Source organism: Corynebacterium guaraldiae (assembly GCF_053480195.1).
Genome location: NZ_JBRBAU010000010.1, coordinates 39,669 through 55,659 on the forward strand (window position 1 = coordinate 39,669; position 15,991 = coordinate 55,659).

12 protein-coding genes are annotated in these 15,991 nt (G+C 64.1%); 5 read left to right on the plus strand and 7 right to left on the minus strand.

Annotation, left to right across the window (positions count from 1 at the left end; all coding sequences use genetic code 11):
* Positions 1–3 precede the first annotated feature (3 nt).
* Entirely contained in the window at positions 4–1,254 is a 1,251-nt protein-coding gene (locus tag ACUY3D_RS08985) for an MFS transporter (RefSeq protein WP_070530659.1), read from the minus strand.
* A 162-nt stretch (positions 1,255–1,416) separates the two neighbouring features.
* Here ACUY3D_RS08985 and ACUY3D_RS08990 point away from each other — a divergent pair, with 162 nt between their 5' ends.
* The 4 genes from ACUY3D_RS08990 (at position 1,417) to ACUY3D_RS09005 (ending at position 8,508) form a co-directional block, all read left to right on the plus strand.
* Positions 1,417–3,600, plus strand: a complete 2,184-nt coding sequence (locus tag ACUY3D_RS08990; protein WP_448240910.1) for an NADP-dependent isocitrate dehydrogenase — start codon at positions 1,417–1,419, stop codon at positions 3,598–3,600.
* Positions 3,601–3,966: 366 nt separating this feature from the next.
* Positions 3,967–5,316, plus strand: coding sequence for a PepSY-associated TM helix domain-containing protein (locus tag ACUY3D_RS08995; RefSeq protein ID WP_070530663.1), 1,350 nt, complete (start codon positions 3,967–3,969; stop codon positions 5,314–5,316).
* 29 nt (positions 5,317–5,345) lie between these two features.
* Positions 5,346–7,397 carry a M3 family metallopeptidase gene (locus tag ACUY3D_RS09000; RefSeq protein ID WP_448240912.1) on the plus strand — a complete coding sequence of 684 codons (2,052 nt, stop codon included), beginning with the start codon at positions 5,346–5,348 and terminating at the stop codon, positions 7,395–7,397.
* 82 nt (positions 7,398–7,479) lie between these two features.
* Positions 7,480–8,508 (plus strand): HNH endonuclease signature motif containing protein, encoded by a 1,029-nt coding sequence (locus ACUY3D_RS09005; RefSeq protein WP_144675604.1) that lies wholly within the window; start codon positions 7,480–7,482, stop codon positions 8,506–8,508.
* 226 nt (positions 8,509–8,734) lie between these two features.
* Here the strand turns inward: ACUY3D_RS09005 and ppc are convergent, their stop codons facing one another.
* The 3 genes from ppc to pdxS form a co-directional block, all read right to left on the minus strand.
* Positions 8,735–11,479, minus strand: coding sequence for a phosphoenolpyruvate carboxylase (ppc, locus tag ACUY3D_RS09010; protein ID WP_448240914.1), 2,745 nt, complete (start codon positions 11,477–11,479; stop codon positions 8,735–8,737).
* Positions 11,480–11,570: 91 nt separating this feature from the next.
* Positions 11,571–12,287, minus strand: coding sequence for a pyridoxal 5'-phosphate synthase glutaminase subunit PdxT (pdxT, locus tag ACUY3D_RS09015; RefSeq protein ID WP_527249346.1), 717 nt, complete (start codon positions 12,285–12,287; stop codon positions 11,571–11,573).
* A gap of 26 nt (positions 12,288–12,313) precedes the next feature.
* Entirely contained in the window at positions 12,314–13,216 is a 903-nt protein-coding gene (gene pdxS, locus ACUY3D_RS09020) for a pyridoxal 5'-phosphate synthase lyase subunit PdxS (protein ID WP_070528010.1), read from the minus strand.
* An 81-nt stretch (positions 13,217–13,297) separates the two neighbouring features.
* Here pdxS and pdxR point away from each other — a divergent pair, with 81 nt between their 5' ends.
* On the plus strand, positions 13,298–14,599 hold the full coding sequence (gene pdxR / locus ACUY3D_RS09025; RefSeq protein WP_448240916.1) for a MocR-like pyridoxine biosynthesis transcription factor PdxR: 1,302 nt from the start codon (positions 13,298–13,300) through the stop codon (positions 14,597–14,599).
* A gap of 3 nt (positions 14,600–14,602) precedes the next feature.
* Here pdxR and ACUY3D_RS09030 read toward each other — a convergent pair whose 3' ends face one another.
* From ACUY3D_RS09030 to ACUY3D_RS09040, 3 genes are read right to left on the minus strand one after another with little or no spacing between them, the layout of a single operon-like run.
* Positions 14,603–15,241, minus strand: coding sequence for an anti-sigma factor (locus ACUY3D_RS09030; protein WP_143335853.1), 639 nt, complete (start codon positions 15,239–15,241; stop codon positions 14,603–14,605).
* On the minus strand, positions 15,238–15,846 hold the full coding sequence (locus ACUY3D_RS09035; protein ID WP_144268697.1) for a sigma-70 family RNA polymerase sigma factor: 609 nt from the start codon (positions 15,844–15,846) through the stop codon (positions 15,238–15,240). The genes ACUY3D_RS09030 and ACUY3D_RS09035 overlap by 4 nt, the downstream gene beginning before the upstream one ends.
* A 7-nt stretch (positions 15,847–15,853) precedes the next feature.
* Positions 15,854–15,991, minus strand: coding sequence for a hypothetical protein (locus tag ACUY3D_RS09040; protein ID WP_167595548.1), 138 nt, complete (start codon positions 15,989–15,991; stop codon positions 15,854–15,856).

The window sequence follows — 15,991 nt, forward strand, 5'->3', positions numbered from 1 at the left end:
AGTCTAACTCTGTTCAATAATCTTCACGGAAGGGGCTAGACGGCGCTTGTCCCACATTGTGACAACCCAGGTGAGACAGCCTGCCACCGCCAGGCCCGCACCGGCCAGCGCGGTGGAGTTATAGGAGTAGCCCGCGCCCACGACTGCGCCGCCGATGGCCGCGCCCGCCGCATTGGCGATGTTGAGGGCGGACTGGTTCAATGCCGCCGCGAGGGTCTGCGCATCCCCCGCCACGTTGACCAAGCGCAGCTGCAACGACGGCACAAGGATGGAGCCGAAGAAGGCCAAGACGCCAAAGACAATCGTGCCCGCCCACGCGCTGTGCGCCACGAAGTAGAAGGTCACCGACACACTAACCATGCAGATAAGGGCAAAAATGATGCCGAATTCCAGGTTACGGTCCGCCAACCAGCCACCGGCGACGTTGCCTGTCGTCATGCCGATGCCATAGGCCATGAGCACAATCCACGTGTGGCTCGGGTCCATGCCGGCGACGTCCGTCATGGTCCACGTGATGTAGGTGTAGACGGCGAACATGCCGCCGAAGCCAACGGTGCCAAGGAAGACGGTGAGCAGAACCTGGCTGTTTTTCAGCGCGCCAAGCTCAGTAAACATATCCGTTTGCGGCATGCGCGTCATGTGCGGGAAGAGGAAAAAGAGCAGGATCATCGTCAGCCCCGCAATGGCCACGACCAAAAAGTACGCCGCATGCCAGCCCAATCCTTGGCCTAGGGCCTGGGCCGCGGGCACACCGATCACGGTGGCGATGGACAGACCCATGCCCACCATCGACATGGCAAAACCTTGGCGGCCAGGAGGTGCCATCGAGACCGCCGCCAGGTTAGCTACGGAGAAGTACGCGCCGTGCGGCAGGCCAGCGATGAAGCGCGCCACCAGCAGAACTCCGTAGTTCGGGGCCAAGGCCGTGAGCAGGTTGCCCACGAGCAAGAAACCAATAAGCAGGATAATGAGGCGGCGGCGTGGGAGCTTGCCCGTGAGTGCAGCGATGACCGGCGCGCCCACGACAACGCCGAGTGCATAGACGGAGATGACTACCGACGCCGTGTCTTCCGTAATCCCGAAATCATCCGCGATGAGCGGTAGCAGGCCCATCGAGGTGAACTCCGTGGTGCCGATGGCGAAGGCACCCAGCGCCATGGCGATCATGACGATGGTGCGGCGGGTTGAGGAGATTTCCGTTTGGCGCGGGACGGGACGGCGTTGGATGCGGGGAGCGGAGTGCGGGAGATTCACGTGCGCGTACCTTAGTCCCTTTCCCGCGCGCAGACGAGAAGGCCCTAGCGATCACACAGCCCCGCCCCGCTGGTGGCGCGAGTCACAGGGGGACCGGCACCGCGAGAAAATAAGACAGGTATCCTGTGAGGTTGAACAGTTTTCAACTTCTTTAGGAGAACCATGGCAAAGATTATCTGGACCCGTACCGACGAGGCGCCGCTGCTGGCGACCTACTCCTTCAAGCCGGTCGTGGAGGCCTTCGCTTCCACCGCGGGCATCGAGGTAGAAACCCGCGACATTTCCCTGGCCGGCCGCATCCTGGCCCAGTTCCCGGAGCGCCTTGGTGACAAGAAGGTTTCCGACGCCCTGGCTGAGCTTGGCCAGCTGGCCAAGACCCCGGAAGCCAACATCATTAAGCTGCCGAACATCTCCGCTTCCCTGGTGCAGCTGAAGAAGGCCATCGCTGAGCTGCAGGCAGCCGGCTTTGATCTCCCGGAGTACGAAGAGGCTCAGGAGAAGTACGACGCCGTCAAGGGCTCCGCCGTCAACCCGGTTCTGCGTGAGGGCAACTCCGACCGCCGCGCTCCGATTGCGGTCAAGAACTTCGCTAAGAAGAACCCGCACAAGATGGGCGCTTGGTCCGCTGATTCCAAGACCAACGTGGCCACCATGGACGCTAACGACTTCCGCCACAACGAGAAGTCCGTCATCATGCCGGAGGAGGACACCCTCTCCATCGTCCTGAAGACCGCCGAGGGCGAGCAGACCCTGCTGGAGAAGCTGCCGGTCCTCAAGGGCGAGGTCATCGACGGCACCTTCATGTCCGCCAAGGCACTCGATGAGTTCCTCAAGGCGCAGGTTGCCCGCGCCAAGGAAGAGGGCGTTCTCTTCTCCGCTCACCTCAAGGCCACCATGATGAAGGTCTCTGACCCCATCATCTTCGGCCACGTGGTGCGCGCTTTCTTCGCTGACGTCTTTGAGAAGTACGGCAAGGAGCTCGAGGCCGCTGGCCTCAATGGCGAGAACGGCCTGGGCGCTATCTACGAGGGCCTGGACAAGCTGGAGAACGGTGCTGAGATCAAGGCTGCCTTCGACGCCGCGCTTGCCGACGGTCCTGACCTCGCCATGGTCAACTCCCACAAGGGCATTACCAACCTGCACGTTCCGTCTGACGTCATTATTGACGCCTCCATGCCGGCCATGATCCGCACCTCCGGCCACATGTGGAACAAGAACGACGAGGAGCAGGACACCCTCGCCGTCATCCCGGATTCTTCCTACGCCGGCGTCTACCAGGCCGTGATCGAGGATTGCAAGGCCAACGGCGCTTACGACCCGACCACCATGGGTACCGTCCCGAACGTCGGCCTCATGGCACAGAAGGCTGAGGAGTACGGCTCCCACAACAAGACCTTCAAGATCCCGGCTGCGGGCACCGTCGAGGTCCGCAACTCCAAGGGCGAGGCCCTCATCTCCCACGACGTGGAAGCTGGCGATATCTGGCGCGCCTGCCAGACCAAGGACGCCCCGATCCAGGACTGGGTCAAGCTGGCCGTCAACCGCGCTCGCCTGTCCGGCATGAAGGCCATCTTCTGGCTCGACCCGGAGCGCGGTCACGATGCCAACCTCATCGAGCTGGTCAAGAAGTACCTGGCCGATCACGACACCGAGGGCCTCGACATCTCCATCGAGGACCCAGTCACCGCGACCAAGATCTCCGTCGAGCGCATCCGCAAGGGCGAGGACACCATCTCCGTGACCGGTAACGTCCTGCGTGACTACAACACCGACCTCTTCCCCATCCTCGAGCTGGGCACCTCCGCCAAGATGCTGTCCGTGGTTCCGCTCATGGCTGGCGGCGGCCTGTTCGAGACCGGTGCCGGCGGCTCCGCTCCGAAGCACGTCCAGCAGGTTCAGGAGGAGAACCACCTGCGCTGGGACTCCCTCGGTGAGTTCCTGGCTCTGGCTGAGTCCTTCCGCCACGAGCACAACACCAACGGCAACGCCAAGGCTGGCGTGCTGGCCGCTGCACTGGACAAGGCCACCGAGACCCTGCTGGATGAGGGCAAGTCCCCGTCCCGCAAGGTGGGCGAGAACGACAACCGCGGCTCCCACTTCTTCCTGACCCTCAACTGGGCCAAGGAGCTGGCTGCGCAGGCTGACGACGCCGAGCTGGCCGAGGCCTTCAAGCCGGTTGCTGAGGCCCTCGAGGCCAAGGCAAGCGAGATTGAGCAGGCGCTTCTCGACGTCCAGGGCTCCCCCGTCGACCTCGGCGGCTACTACGCCCCGAACGAGGAGAAGCTCAACCAGACCATGCGCCCGGTTGCTGCCTTCAACGACATCATTGATGGCCTGAAGAAGTAATTCTGCGCTAGGCGCTTAACAAAAGACCGCTTCGTCTCCTCCCCGGAGTTCGAGGCGGTCTTTTCTTGCTTCATTAACCACAAACAGGCCTAAAACAGCACTCCGCGACGCTATTTTTACCCGTTGAGCTGCGAAGACTTTTTCTTGACTGTTTCTTGCTTCTCGCGCCTTATCTCGCGAATTTCTCGCCCTTTTCATGCCGAGGACCCCAGTTAGTTAAAAAGTTTTTCAATACCTGGGAACCGAGAAACCCTCGCCTCCGACTACTAGTGCAGTTGATATCAGCACCTGTCCATCGCCCCTCCTGAACGCCCCGCGAACGTTCAGCAGGGGCCCTAATCGATAGACCCCGAAAGAGCACTACTTATGAGTCGGACGGCTCTGCGATCCTTCATTCAACGCATCCACTTTTATGGCGGCATGTTCGTCGGCCCCTTCATCCTCATCGCGGCATTGACTGGCTGCCTCTATGCCATGGCACCCACCCTGGAGAAAGTGGTCTACCACGACGTATTGACGGTGCCTACCGTGGAGAATCCGCTGAGCTTGGAGGAACAAATCCAGGCCGCGCAGCACGAGCACCCTGACATGCCGGTCACTCAGGTCTGGCCCGCCACGACACCGACGGATTCCACGCGCGTGCTGGTCTCCGATGAAAGCATCGACGAGAGCCTGCAGCGCACCGTCTTCATCGACCCCGCAACCGCCAAGGTCATCGGGGACTACCCCACCTACTCGGGCCTAGGCGAGATGCCGCTGCGCCGCTGGATTTCCTCCCTGCACGAAAGCTTCCACCTGGGCAAGGTCGGTGAGCTCTACTCGGAGCTAGCCGCTTCGTGGTTGTGGGTCATGGCCTGTGGAGGCCTCTATATGTGGTGGATTCGCCGCCGCCCGAAGAACAAAGCAACCGCGAACGCCGCGCAGCAGCAGCCCAAGCGCTCTGCCCGCTGGAAGGCCACTCGCCTGCACTCCACTATTGGCGCGTGGATCTTCATCGGTCTGCTTGGCCTCTCTGCCACCGGCATCACCTGGTCCGGTCTGGCCGGCGGGAACGTCGATTCCCTCGTCGAGCGCATGCACTGGAAAGCCACTCCCATCAACACCGCCCTGCACGGCACCACCGCTGAAACGCATGAGCACACCGGGCATGAAGGCCATGAAGGGCATGGAGCGTCGGCAAGCACGAGCGTGGCTGCCGACGCCGAGCGTGTCCTCGCCACCGGCCGCGCCGAGGAACTGACCGGACCGCTGCGCCTGTACCCGCCGGAGGACGCCCACTCCGCCTGGCAGGTCAGCGAACGGTGGGTGGAATGGCGCACCACCTCCGATGCAATTTCGGTAGATGGCACCACCGGGGAGGTCATCGACCGGCAGCCTTTCTCCAGCCTGCCGCTGTTTAGCAAACTCAGCAGCTGGGGCATCTACCTGCACATGGGCATCATGTTCGGGCTGCCACTGCAGATTGCACTGCTCGCACTGGGGCTGGCCACCGCCGCTCTCGTGGTGCTGGGCTACTGCATGTGGTGGAAACGCCGCCCGCGCTTCCTCCCGACTGCCCACTTCTCCTGGGCCACCACAGGACTGGGCGCGCTATTCGCGGCCACCGTCGGCGTCTTCCTGCCGCTCTTAGGAATCACCTTGGCGGCGTTCTTGGTTCTCGATGTCATCCTCATCCACACACCACGACAGAAGAAACTAGTGAATGCCATCACATAGAGCAGGAGGCATAGGTACGGTAGTTTCTTATGACTAACCCACTGCTGACTCCCTCCACGCTGCCCTACCAGCTCCCACCGTTTGCGGAGATCAAGGTCGAGCACTACCGCCCCGCCTTCGACGAGGCACTCGCGCTTCACGACGCCGAAATCGCCTCCATCACCGACAACCCCGCCGCCCCGACGTGGGAAAACACGGTGGAGGCGCTCGAGCGCTCCGGCCAGGACCTCGACCGCGTCATGGCGGTCTTTGGCAACCTCTCCGGCACCGACGTCACCGAGGAGATGGAGGAGATCGCCGCCGACATCTACCCGCGCCTGTCCGCGCACTATGACGCGCTCTACCAGAACGAGGTGCTCTACGCACGCATCAAGGAGGCCACGCCGCCTGCCGACGACGCCGAAAGCCAGCGCCTCCACGACCACCTCCTGCGCACCTTTGCCCGCAAGGGCGCCGACCTCGACGCAGCCGGCAAGGCCCGCCTGTCTGAGATCAACCAGCGTCTCTCCGCGCTCTCCGAAGAATTCGGCCGCAACCTCATGGCGTCTACCCGCGAGCGCGCGGTCTCCTTCACCGAAGAGGAACTCGAGGGCCTGCCCGCCGAGCGCATCGCCTCCGCCAAGGCCGACGCCGAAGCGCTCGGCCGCGAAGGTTTTGTCATCCCGCTGGAGCTGCCGACCGTGCAGTCCGAGCTGAGCCGCCTGGCGCGGGAGGATGCGAGGGGGAGGTTGTATGGGGCGTCGACAAGCAGGGGCTCCGAGAACAACATCCCGGGTCTCATCGAGGCCGTCCAGCTGCGCGCCGAGCGCGCTGAGCTGCTGGGCTTTGCCACGCATGCCGACTACGTCATCGCCGAGGAAACCGCCGCGACTGCCGACGCCGCCCGCACCATGCTCTTCGACCTCGCCCCCGCCGCCGCGGCCAATGCCGAAGGCGAGCAGAAGCTCCTCGCGGAGGAAGCAACGCTCAACGGCCAGGGTTTTAACGCTGCGGACTGGCCTTATTGGGAATCCAAGGTCCGCGCCCGCGACTTCTCCCTCGATGAGGAAGAACTGCGCAAGTACTTCCCGCTGGACCAGGTCCTGGAGAAGGGCGTCTTCGCCGCCGCCGAGCGCCTTTACGGCATCACCGTCATCCCGCGCGATGACCTCGAGGGCTATGCGGAGGGGGTTCGCGTCTGGGAGGTGCGGGACGGAAACGTCCCGCACGTAGATATCGACTCGCACGGAGATAAGGGGATCGGCCTTCTCCTTACCGACTACTTCGGACGCCCCACCAAGCGCGGAGGCGCATGGATGAGCGAGTTCGTGGGCCAATCCCGGCTGCTGGAGCGCAAGCCGGTCATCGTCAACGTCATGGGCATCACCAAGCCCGCCGACGGCTCCCAACCGCTGCTGAGCATGGACGAGGTCCGCACCGTCTTCCACGAATTCGGCCACGCCCTGCATGGCTTGCTTTCCGACGTCCGCTACCCCACCTTCGCCGGCACCAACGTGCCGCGCGACTGGGTGGAGTTCCCCTCGCAGATCAACGAGAACTGGGCGCTCGATGAGAGACTGGTCAAGGAGTACGCACGCCACGTGGAGACCGACGAACCAATCCCGGACGAGCTTCTCGCCGCCATTTCCGCCGCATCCGAATTCGGCCAGGGATTCGCCACCTCGGAGTATCTGGGGGCATCGATCATCGATCTCGCGTGGCATTCCCTGAGTGCTGCCGACGCCGCCAAGCTAGAGGCCACCCCGGAGGCCGTCGCCGAGTTTGAAGCCGAGGCCCTACGCGCGGCCGGGCTGGACAACGAGCTCATCGCCCCGCGCTACCGCTCGACGTACTTCAACCACATCTTTGCCGGTGGCTACTCCGCGGGCTACTACTCCTATCTCTGGGCCGAGGCACTCGATGCCGATGGTTTCGAGTGGTTCAAGGAGCAGACCGACCTGCGCGCGGCTGGCCAAAAGTTCCGCGACGTGATCCTGTCGAAGGGCGCATCCCGCGACTTCACGGAGGCCTACCGCGAATTCCGCGGCCGCGACAAGGACGTCGCGCCGCTGCTCAAGCGCCGCGGCCTGGCCGGCGCCTAGTCCCGACTAGTTATCCACAGATTTCGTCAAATGGCGAGTTGGGGGCTTGGCGGCGGGATGGAGCGCTTTTAGGCTGCGGGGTATGAGATTGCAGACGTACTTCGCCGCCCTCGGCCGCGCCATTGACCTGGTGGCCGAGTGCGCGGGCCTGTCTGAATCTGACTTGGTGGCCCTCGGCGCCGCGCCTGCCGACGCCACCGTGTTCCTCTCCCTCCACCACACCTACTTCGGGCACACCTCATCGACGAAGAAGCAGCGCACGGCGGTGGAAGCCGCGCGCCGGCGGGGACACGGGCTGGTGACCTTGCAGCTTATCGAGCACTTCGTGGCCAAAGTTCGGGACCACAACAAAGCATGGGATTTGCGCGTGGAGCTGTGCCAGACCAGCGCGGAGCTGGTGGAAAAGGTAGCTCGCAAGCGCCTGCGTCAGATGCGTAAGCCCCGCACGTATGCCGAGCGCGCCAAGCTCACCCAGCATGGCAACGGCCTTGCCACGCTCACGGTCACCGCGGACTCGCTGCAGCTGACCGGCGTCTTCGAAGGCATCGACCAGGAACGCCCCGGCGAGAGTTTCCTGGAGAACCTGGAGGGCGGTGGCATCAAGACTGAGCTTGCCACCATGGCGGTCCTGCAGCTCGATGACTATGCCGAGCTGCTCAAGGGCAATACGGAGAAGGACGGCGAGGAGTTCATCGTCCGGACGACCAGTGGTGCGACGATGACCGGATCGCAGCTGGTGGAGCGCGCTTTGCTGGACAAGGGGATCATCGTGGCGGTCAGCCGCGAACACGGTCCGCTCGATGTCTTCCGCTTCCAGCGCTTCGCCACCGCCAAGCAGCGTCTTGCCTTGGCCGCGGAGAATCCCTGCTGCGCCTGGGAGGGCTGCAAGGTTCCCTTTGAGAAGTGCCAAATCCACCACATTAAGGCTTGGGCCCGCGGCGGGCCCACCAACATCCTCAACCTGGTGCCGCTGTGTCCGTACCACAACGGGGTCAACGACGACGACCCCGATGCCCCGCCCTCGCGCGGCCGCATGGATCGCGTCGGCGGGCGGGTGGCATGGATCCCGCCATACGACGCCGCGCCGGTCTTCACCAGCGCCTTCAACTAGCCACCGCGCCCACCTTGGCAGCACTCATCTTGGCAGCACTCATCTTGGCAACGTATAGCCGGGCAAGGTGCATGATTGTCCCGAACCCCGCAGGAAATCACCTCCTCGCGGGGCATTCGGCATGCCGGCTTAACTAATGGAACTGATCATGCCCTCGAGCCTGTCCCGCAGGAATGCTGGCGGGCCAAGCGGTTGGGCCGGATGCCCAATGATGCGGGCGGGCGGTTTAGCCGGCGTTGCGCAGCGCGGTGGCTAGCCCGTTCATCGTGACCTGGATGGTCTTGGATACCAGGAACTGGTCGTCGCCGCGGCGGTAGCGGCGCAGCAACTCCAACTGGACGGCGTTGAGCGGAAGCAGGTAAGGATAGCGCCGCTTGAGTGAACGTGCTTGGCGCTGATTCTCGCTCACCAGATCCGCGTTTCCGGTGACCTTGAGGTAGACCTCGCGGGTGCGCTCAAATTCCTCGGATATCAGGCCAAAGATACGGTCTGCGGTGTCCTTGTCGTCGACCAAGTTGGCGTACAGACGCGCCAGCTGCATCTCCGCCTTGGCCATGACCTGCGCCATGTTGGCAAACACAGAACGGAAGAAGGGCCACGTGCGATACAGCTCGCGCAGCTCCTCCCAGCGCTTTTCTTCTCCAGCTCCGGTATCTGCTCCAGCCTTCTCGGTCACTGCTACATCCGCTGTGGCATTTACCGCTCTTGCTGTACCTCCGGAGGCTGTCGATCCTCCGGAGGGTTGCTGAACCCACGCCGTCACCGCGCTGCCCACGCCGAACCAGCCCGGAATGTTGGTACGAGACTGTGACCACGACAGCACCCAGGGAATCGCACGCAAATCCGTAATCGCGGTGGTCTGCTTGCGCGAGGTCGGGCGCGACCCCAGGTTAAGCTCGCCAATCTCGTGCAGCGGGGTGGACTGGGTGAAGTAGGTGATGAACCCGGGGTCGTCGACAAGCTGGCGGTAGGCCACGCCACTCAACGCCGCCAGCTCACGCATGATCTCGTAGGCGCGCTCCGGATCCGCAATCGGCTCGGTATCCAACAACGATGCCTCCAGCGCTCCGGAAACAAACGCCTCCAAGTGGCGGCGCGCGGTCTCCGGCGCACCGTACTTCGCAGAAATCACCTCTCCTTGCTCGGTGATACGCACCGAACCCGACACCGCGCCCTTCGGCTGCGCCAGAATCGCATCATACGTCGGGCCACCACCCCGGCCCACCGCCCCACCGCGGCCATGCGCCAGCCGCAACTCCACGCCGTGGCGCGCGCAGAGCTCAACGAGGGCCAGTTCGGCGTCGTATAGCGCCCAGTTCGCCTGCAAATACCCGCCGTCCTTGTTGGAATCCGAGTACCCCAACATGACTTCTTGGATATCCCCGCGCGAGCGCAGATGCTCGCGGTACACGGGCACCTGCCACAGCTTCTCCAGGATGCCGGCGCCGGCCTTCAGATCTTCGATGGTCTCAAATAGCGGCACCACATCGACCTCGCTCAGGCCCACCTCCTTGAGTAGCACCATCGGCTCCAGAATGTCGGAGACGGTTCCCGTCATAGAAATAATGCAGTGCGACACCGACTCCGGCCCAAAGTCCCGCACAGCGCGCGCCGCCGCACGGAAGATGCCCAGCTCCTTCGCGGTATCCTCGCTGAATCCCTTCTCAGCGTCGGGGAAAAGCAGCGGCCGATTGGTCTGCAGCTCGCGCACGAGCACCGCGACCTTCTCCTCCTCCCCCAGCGCGCGGTAGTCCGGGGTGATGGTGGCCGCGGCGAAAATCTCGGTGAGGACGTTCTCAAAGGACTCCGAATTCTGGCGCATATCCAGCGTCGAGAGGTGGAATCCAAACGTGGTCACCGCCGAGCGCAGCCGGGCGAGGCGGTCATCGGCGATGATGTCATCGTTGAATTGGCGCAGCGAGCGGTCGATCACGTCCAGGTCCCGCTTGAGTTCCTCCGGCGACGCATAGGCGCTTGGCGACGTCTCCCCCTCCAACCTCGCCAGCACCTTCTTCCGGATGCCGAAGATGGCCCGGCGGTAGGGTTCGTCGACGCGGGATTTTTCGTCGTTGTGGGAGGCGTCGGCAAGCGCGCCCAGCTCCTTGGAGCTGGAGGAATAGCGGTCTGACAGGGAGAGCTCGCGCTCCAGCTCGCCGAGCTCGTCGGCGTAGTACTGGAGCACCGTTGCCGCGGCCTTGCGGGTGGCATAGGTCAGGGTGTGCTCGTCGACGTACGGGTTGCCGTCATGGTCGCCGCCAATCCAGGAGCCGGGGCGGACAACGGGGGAATCAGGAAGCTGCTGGCCAAAGGTCTCGCGCATGGCGTGGCGAATGGCGCGGTTGAGGGCAGGGACCTGGTCGAGCAGCGACAGCTTGTAGTAGCGCAGGCCGACGTCAATCTCGTCTTCGAGGGTGGGGCGGGCGATGCGAATCAGCGCCGTCTGCCAAAGCAGCGTCATGCGCAGATACATTTCCTTCTCGATTGCCGCTATGTCGCCACCGCGGTGTGATTCCTTGAGGAGAGTCTTGATGCGGGTTTGCGTATCAAAGACGGTGCGGCGGCGGGTTTCGGTGGGGTGCGCGGTGAGAACGGGGGCGACGTGCGCGCCGCGGATGACGGAGGAGGCGTCGGTTGGCGTGACGCCTTCTTCCTTGAGCTTGGCGAATGTCTTGCGCAGGGAGACGGGCGCTTCAACGGACTCGTCATCCAGATCCTCTACGAGGTTGGCGATGAGCGCGAAATAGCTGAATGCACGGGCCACGAGGTTGACCTTGGTGATGTCGAGATCGCGGAAGATGGCGACGAGGTCTTCGGGCTTTGCATCGCCGTGCGCCACGTCGAAGGCCATGCCGCGGGTCGATTCGACGAGCTCGAAGACGTCCTCGCCTTCCTGCTGCGCGATGACCCGGCCGAGCACCCGGCCGAGGAAGCGGATGTCTTCGCGGACTTGTTCTGGGGCGGGTGTGCTCACGACGAGGAGCCTTTCTGGGCGTGATGTGTTCAGCTAGCACATCTCAATGTATCCCAGATCACTATTGGGCGATAGTTATTTGCCGAAAGAGCTAATGGGCAACGGAAGCGAGCCACGCGGCGTGGATGCGCGGGTCGCCGTTTTCTTCCGGATGGAAGCTCAACGCCGTGACGCATCCTTGGCGCACGCCCACAATAGCCTCGCGCCCCGCGACAGGACGAGTTCGTGTGCGAACGTCACTTCCCTCACCACTGGAAACAATGTCATGGGCGGGCAGGGGCACGGTGGCGATGACCTCGACACCCTCGCCCGCGCGGGTAACGATGGGCGCGCGGATAAAGCTCGCTTCGATGGCTAGAGGCTCGCCGGACCTCTGGCCTTCCATCGCGACCGGCACGGTGCGCTCCTCGGAGAAGCGCTGGTTGCCGAAGGCGTTGCGGCGCACGGAGACGTCGATAAGCCCCAGCGTCTGCTGGCCCGGCGCGGGGTTTTCCAGCTCGCGGGCGCTGTAGATGAGCCCGGCGCAGGTGGCCAGGACCGGCAGCCCACCCTCGACGGCGCGACGCAGCGGCTCAGCGACGCCGAAGGAGCGCGCCAGCTTATCGATGGTGCTCGACTCTCCGCCCGGCAGAATGATTCCGTCCAGCCCGTCGAGATCCTGCGGCAGGCGCACCCGGCGCGTTTCAGCGCCGAGGCTCTCCAACACAGCGATGTGCTCTTCCACTCCGCCCTGCAGCGCGAGCACGCCGACGAGCGGGCGCGCCGCCTCCGCCGCCGTCATCATTCCCTTTGCACGCTCTGTGTTCATCGCGCGGTTCATTGCGCGCACCGCGTTTACCAGCCGCGCTCAGCCAGGCGGTGCGGGGCGGGGATGTCGTTGACGTTGATGCCCACCATGGCCTCGCCCAGGCCGCGGCTGATCTTGGCCAGCTCGGCCGGCTGATCGTAGAGGGTCGCGGCCTTCACGATGGCCTCCGCGCGCTTCGCGGGCTCGCCGGACTTGAAGATGCCGGAGCCGACGAAGACGCCTTCGGCGCCCATCTGGCGGACGAGGGCGGCGTCGGCAGGCGTGGCCACACCACCGGCGACGAACAGCACGACCGGCAGCTTGCCGGTCTCCGCTACCTCAGCAACCAGGTCATACGGCGCCTGCAGCTCCTTGGCTGCAACGTAGAGCTCGTCGCGATCCAGGTTCTGAAGGCGCGCGATCTCACCCTTGATGGTGCGCAGGTGCTTGACGGCCTCGGAGACGTCGCCAGTACCGGCCTCGCCCTTGGAGCGGATCATGGCCGCACCCTCGGTGATGCGACGCAGCGCCTCGCCCAGGTTGGTCGCACCGCAGACGAACGGCACATCGAAGTCCCACTTATTGATGTGGTTGACGTAATCGGCCGGGCTGAGCACCTCGGACTCGTCGATGAAGTCCACGCCCAGCTCGCCGAGGATCTGGGCCTCCACGAAGTGGCCGATGCGGGCCTTCGCCATCACCGGGATATCAACGGCGTTGACGATGCCCTCGATGAGGTCCGGATCGGACATGCGGGCCACGCCGCCCTGGGCGCGGATATCGGCCGGCACGCGCTCCAGCGCCATGACGGCGGACGCACCCGCGTCTTCAGCAATTCGTGCCTGCTCCGGGGTAACGACGTCCATGATGACGCCACCCTTGAGCATGTCAGCTAGTCCACGCTTGACGCGCGTCGTGGCGCGTCCCTGTTCATTCTTCTGTTCAGTCATGGCTCACATAGTGGCGCAGAAAAATGGTCCAAGACAAGAGCCATTTCATGAGTGTTGAAATAGACCACTTATGATGGGGCCGTGTCTTTCCGCCTCGACCCATCTGATACGCGCGCGCTGCCGGTGCAGATCGCCGAAGCCCTCCGCGCCCACGTTGCCGCCGGAATTCTGCTGCCCGGCGAGCAGGTTCCGTCGACGCGATCGCTAGCCCGCGACTTGGGCATTTCCCGAGGCAGCGTGGTTACCGCCTATGAGCAGCTCACCGCCGAGGGTTACCTCACCGCGGAGGTTGGCTCGGGCACTATCATCAACCCACACCTGCCGCACGGGCGCGCCCCGCAGCCCTCTCCGGCGCCGCGGCCGACCCCCACTCCACAGCGCGTGGAGTTGACCCCCGGTTTGCCCGATACGGCCGGAATCATCACCCCCGAATGGAGGGCGGCGTGGCGCAAGGCCGCCGTGGATTCTTCCGGCGATCTCCCCCGCGAGGTGGCCGCGCACCTGCGCCACATGCGCGGGCTGACCGTCGACCCGGCCTATGTCGTCATCACCGCCGGCGCCCGCGACGGGCTGTCGGTGCTGCTGCGCGCGCTGGGCGGCCATTTGCGCGTGGGCGTGGAATCCCCCGGCTACCCCAGCCTGCGCCGCATCCCCCAGGCCTTGGGGCACACGCTTGTCGACGTCCCCACCGACGCCCACGGCGTCACCGTCCCCACCGTTGACCTCGACGTTCTCATCGTCACCCCCTCCCACCAGCACCCCTATGGCGGTTCGCTGCCGGCTGCCCGGCGCGCGGAGCTCGTCGAGTGGGCGCGCGGCAATGACGTGCTCATCATCGAGGATGATTTCGATTCCGAGCTGCGCTACGTCGGCCAGCCCTTGCCCGCGCTGACCGCGCTCGCTCCGGAACACACGGTGTTGCTGGGCACGTTTTCCTCGGTGATTTCGCCGTCGATTGCCTGCGGCTACCTGGTCGTGCCGCCGAGCTTGCGCTCGGCGGTGGATCAGGTGCGGGAGATCTTCGGCCAGCCCGTCGGCGCTATCCCCCAGGCGGCGCTGGCGAACTACCTGGCCAGCGGTGCGCTGCGGCGACATACCGGGCGGATGCGCCGCGCCTACAAGCGCCGCCGCGACCTCGTCCAAGCCGCGCTGGAAGACACCCCAGCTACCCTTCTGCCCATCCACGGCGGGCTCCACGCGGTGTTGTTGTGTGAGGAGGGCGTCGTCCAGCGCGCGGCCGATCTGGGCCTCACGCTGACCCCGCTGCGCGATTATTGGGGCGGCGCGCCCGCCGAGGAAGGCGTGGTCTTGGGCTTTGGGCATTTGAGCGACGTCGAACTCGCCGCCGCGCTGGAGCTGATCAAGCAGGCTTTAGCAGACTGAGCCCTAACCGGCGCTTGCCAAGGTCACGGTAGCAAGAGTGCGGCCCGTCGGTTGCTCGCTGCCGCCTGCGGGTTCCTCGGTGACCATGACTTTGACTGCCGCGCCGTCGAAAGGCATCCATACCCCATCGTGTGGGTCCTGGCCGATGACCCCCGCCGAAGCCATGCCGCCATCGGCGCTGACTGCCCATACCTGGGCGCCCATGCCATCGGCGAGCTGCGGCTGGCCATCCACCATCGCGCCGGATTTCTCCATCGACGCCGAAGACACGATATCCAGCTGTGCGCCCGATGCATCGGCGTTGCCCTGCATAAGGTCCTCTGCCCCCATGATGGCGTGCATCGACTTCTCGCCGGGCGATTCAGCCTCTACCCGCGCGCTATCGCTCGTCTGATTCTGCAAGTCATCGGACTGCAACAAGGGCGGCACGGCAACCATGCCTACTACGAGGACCGCCGCGGCAGCCGGCACCGCCACGAAGGTCCGCCAACGGCGGCGCGGAAGCTCGATGACCTCGGCAGCTTCGCCACCGCCAATTTCCGCAAAGACGGCATCTTTCATTCGCGCCGGCGGTTCGACCTCGGGGAGGGAATCGAGGAAGTCATCGAAAGTCTCATCAGAAAACTCATGTGTATTGCTCATCGCCCCTCCCTTTCGAGAATCGCTTTTAGCTTCTTAACACCGTCGCGCACGCGCGTCTTCGCCGTACCCAGCGGTACTCCCGTTGATTCTGCCAGCTCAGCATGCGTCAAACCATCGAAAAACGCGAGGGCCACCGCGGTGGAATGCGGCTCCCCAATCTCGTCGACGGCCCGGCGCAGGAGGTGAGCCTCCACATTGTTCAGGGCTTCGTCTTCAATCGGCTCAGCAAAAGTGGCGTGCTCAAGCTTCGAGTCGCGGTCATCGCGCTGCACTGCGGCCACATGGCTGCGCAGCTTATCGACGGCCCTCCCATGCGCCAACCTGCCCACCCACGAGCGAGCATTCCCCCGTCGCGGGTCAAACTTCGCGGCGGAGGTCCAGACCTCAACGAAGACGTCTTGAGCAACTTCCTCTGCTAAGGCGGGATTGCGCAGAACGCTCAGGCACACGCTGTACACGGTGGGTGCGAGGGCGTCGTACAGCGCGCTGAAGGCATGCTTATCTGCGGAAGCGGTCTGAACCAAAAGGCGGTTCAGCCGCTCGTGTTCATTGGGGGACATCGCAGGCACGGGTGTTGAGCTTACCTCCAGCAGCGGGGTGGACATGGCAGTTTTACTTAGTCATTTCCTCGCTCGGGGCCATCATCTCCGAGCTGGGCATCATGTCCATGTCTTCCTTCTTGTCGTTGCAGGCGACCAACCCACTGGCGGCAACAGCAAGTGCAGCGGCGACAGTAACAAGCTTCTTCAT

Coding starts and splice junctions, on each gene's coding strand:
- ACUY3D_RS08990 (WP_448240910.1), top strand. CDS start 1,417: ATGGCAAAGATTATCTGGACCCGTACCGACGAGGCGCCGCTGCTGGCG.
- ACUY3D_RS08995 (WP_070530663.1), top strand. CDS start 3,967: ATGAGTCGGACGGCTCTGCGATCCTTCATTCAACGCATCCACTTTTAT.
- ACUY3D_RS09000 (WP_448240912.1), top strand. CDS start 5,346: ATGACTAACCCACTGCTGACTCCCTCCACGCTGCCCTACCAGCTCCCA.
- ACUY3D_RS09005 (WP_144675604.1), top strand. CDS start 7,480: ATGAGATTGCAGACGTACTTCGCCGCCCTCGGCCGCGCCATTGACCTG.
- pdxT (WP_527249346.1), bottom strand. CDS start 12,287: ATGAACACAGAGCGTGCAAAGGGAATGATGACGGCGGCGGAGGCGGCG.
- pdxS (WP_070528010.1), bottom strand. CDS start 13,216: ATGACTGAACAGAAGAATGAACAGGGACGCGCCACGACGCGCGTCAAG.
- ACUY3D_RS09030 (WP_143335853.1), bottom strand. CDS start 15,241: ATGAGCAATACACATGAGTTTTCTGATGAGACTTTCGATGACTTCCTC.
- ACUY3D_RS09035 (WP_144268697.1), bottom strand. CDS start 15,846: ATGTCCACCCCGCTGCTGGAGGTAAGCTCAACACCCGTGCCTGCGATG.
- ACUY3D_RS09040 (WP_167595548.1), bottom strand. CDS start 15,991: ATGAAGAAGCTTGTTACTGTCGCCGCTGCACTTGCTGTTGCCGCCAGT.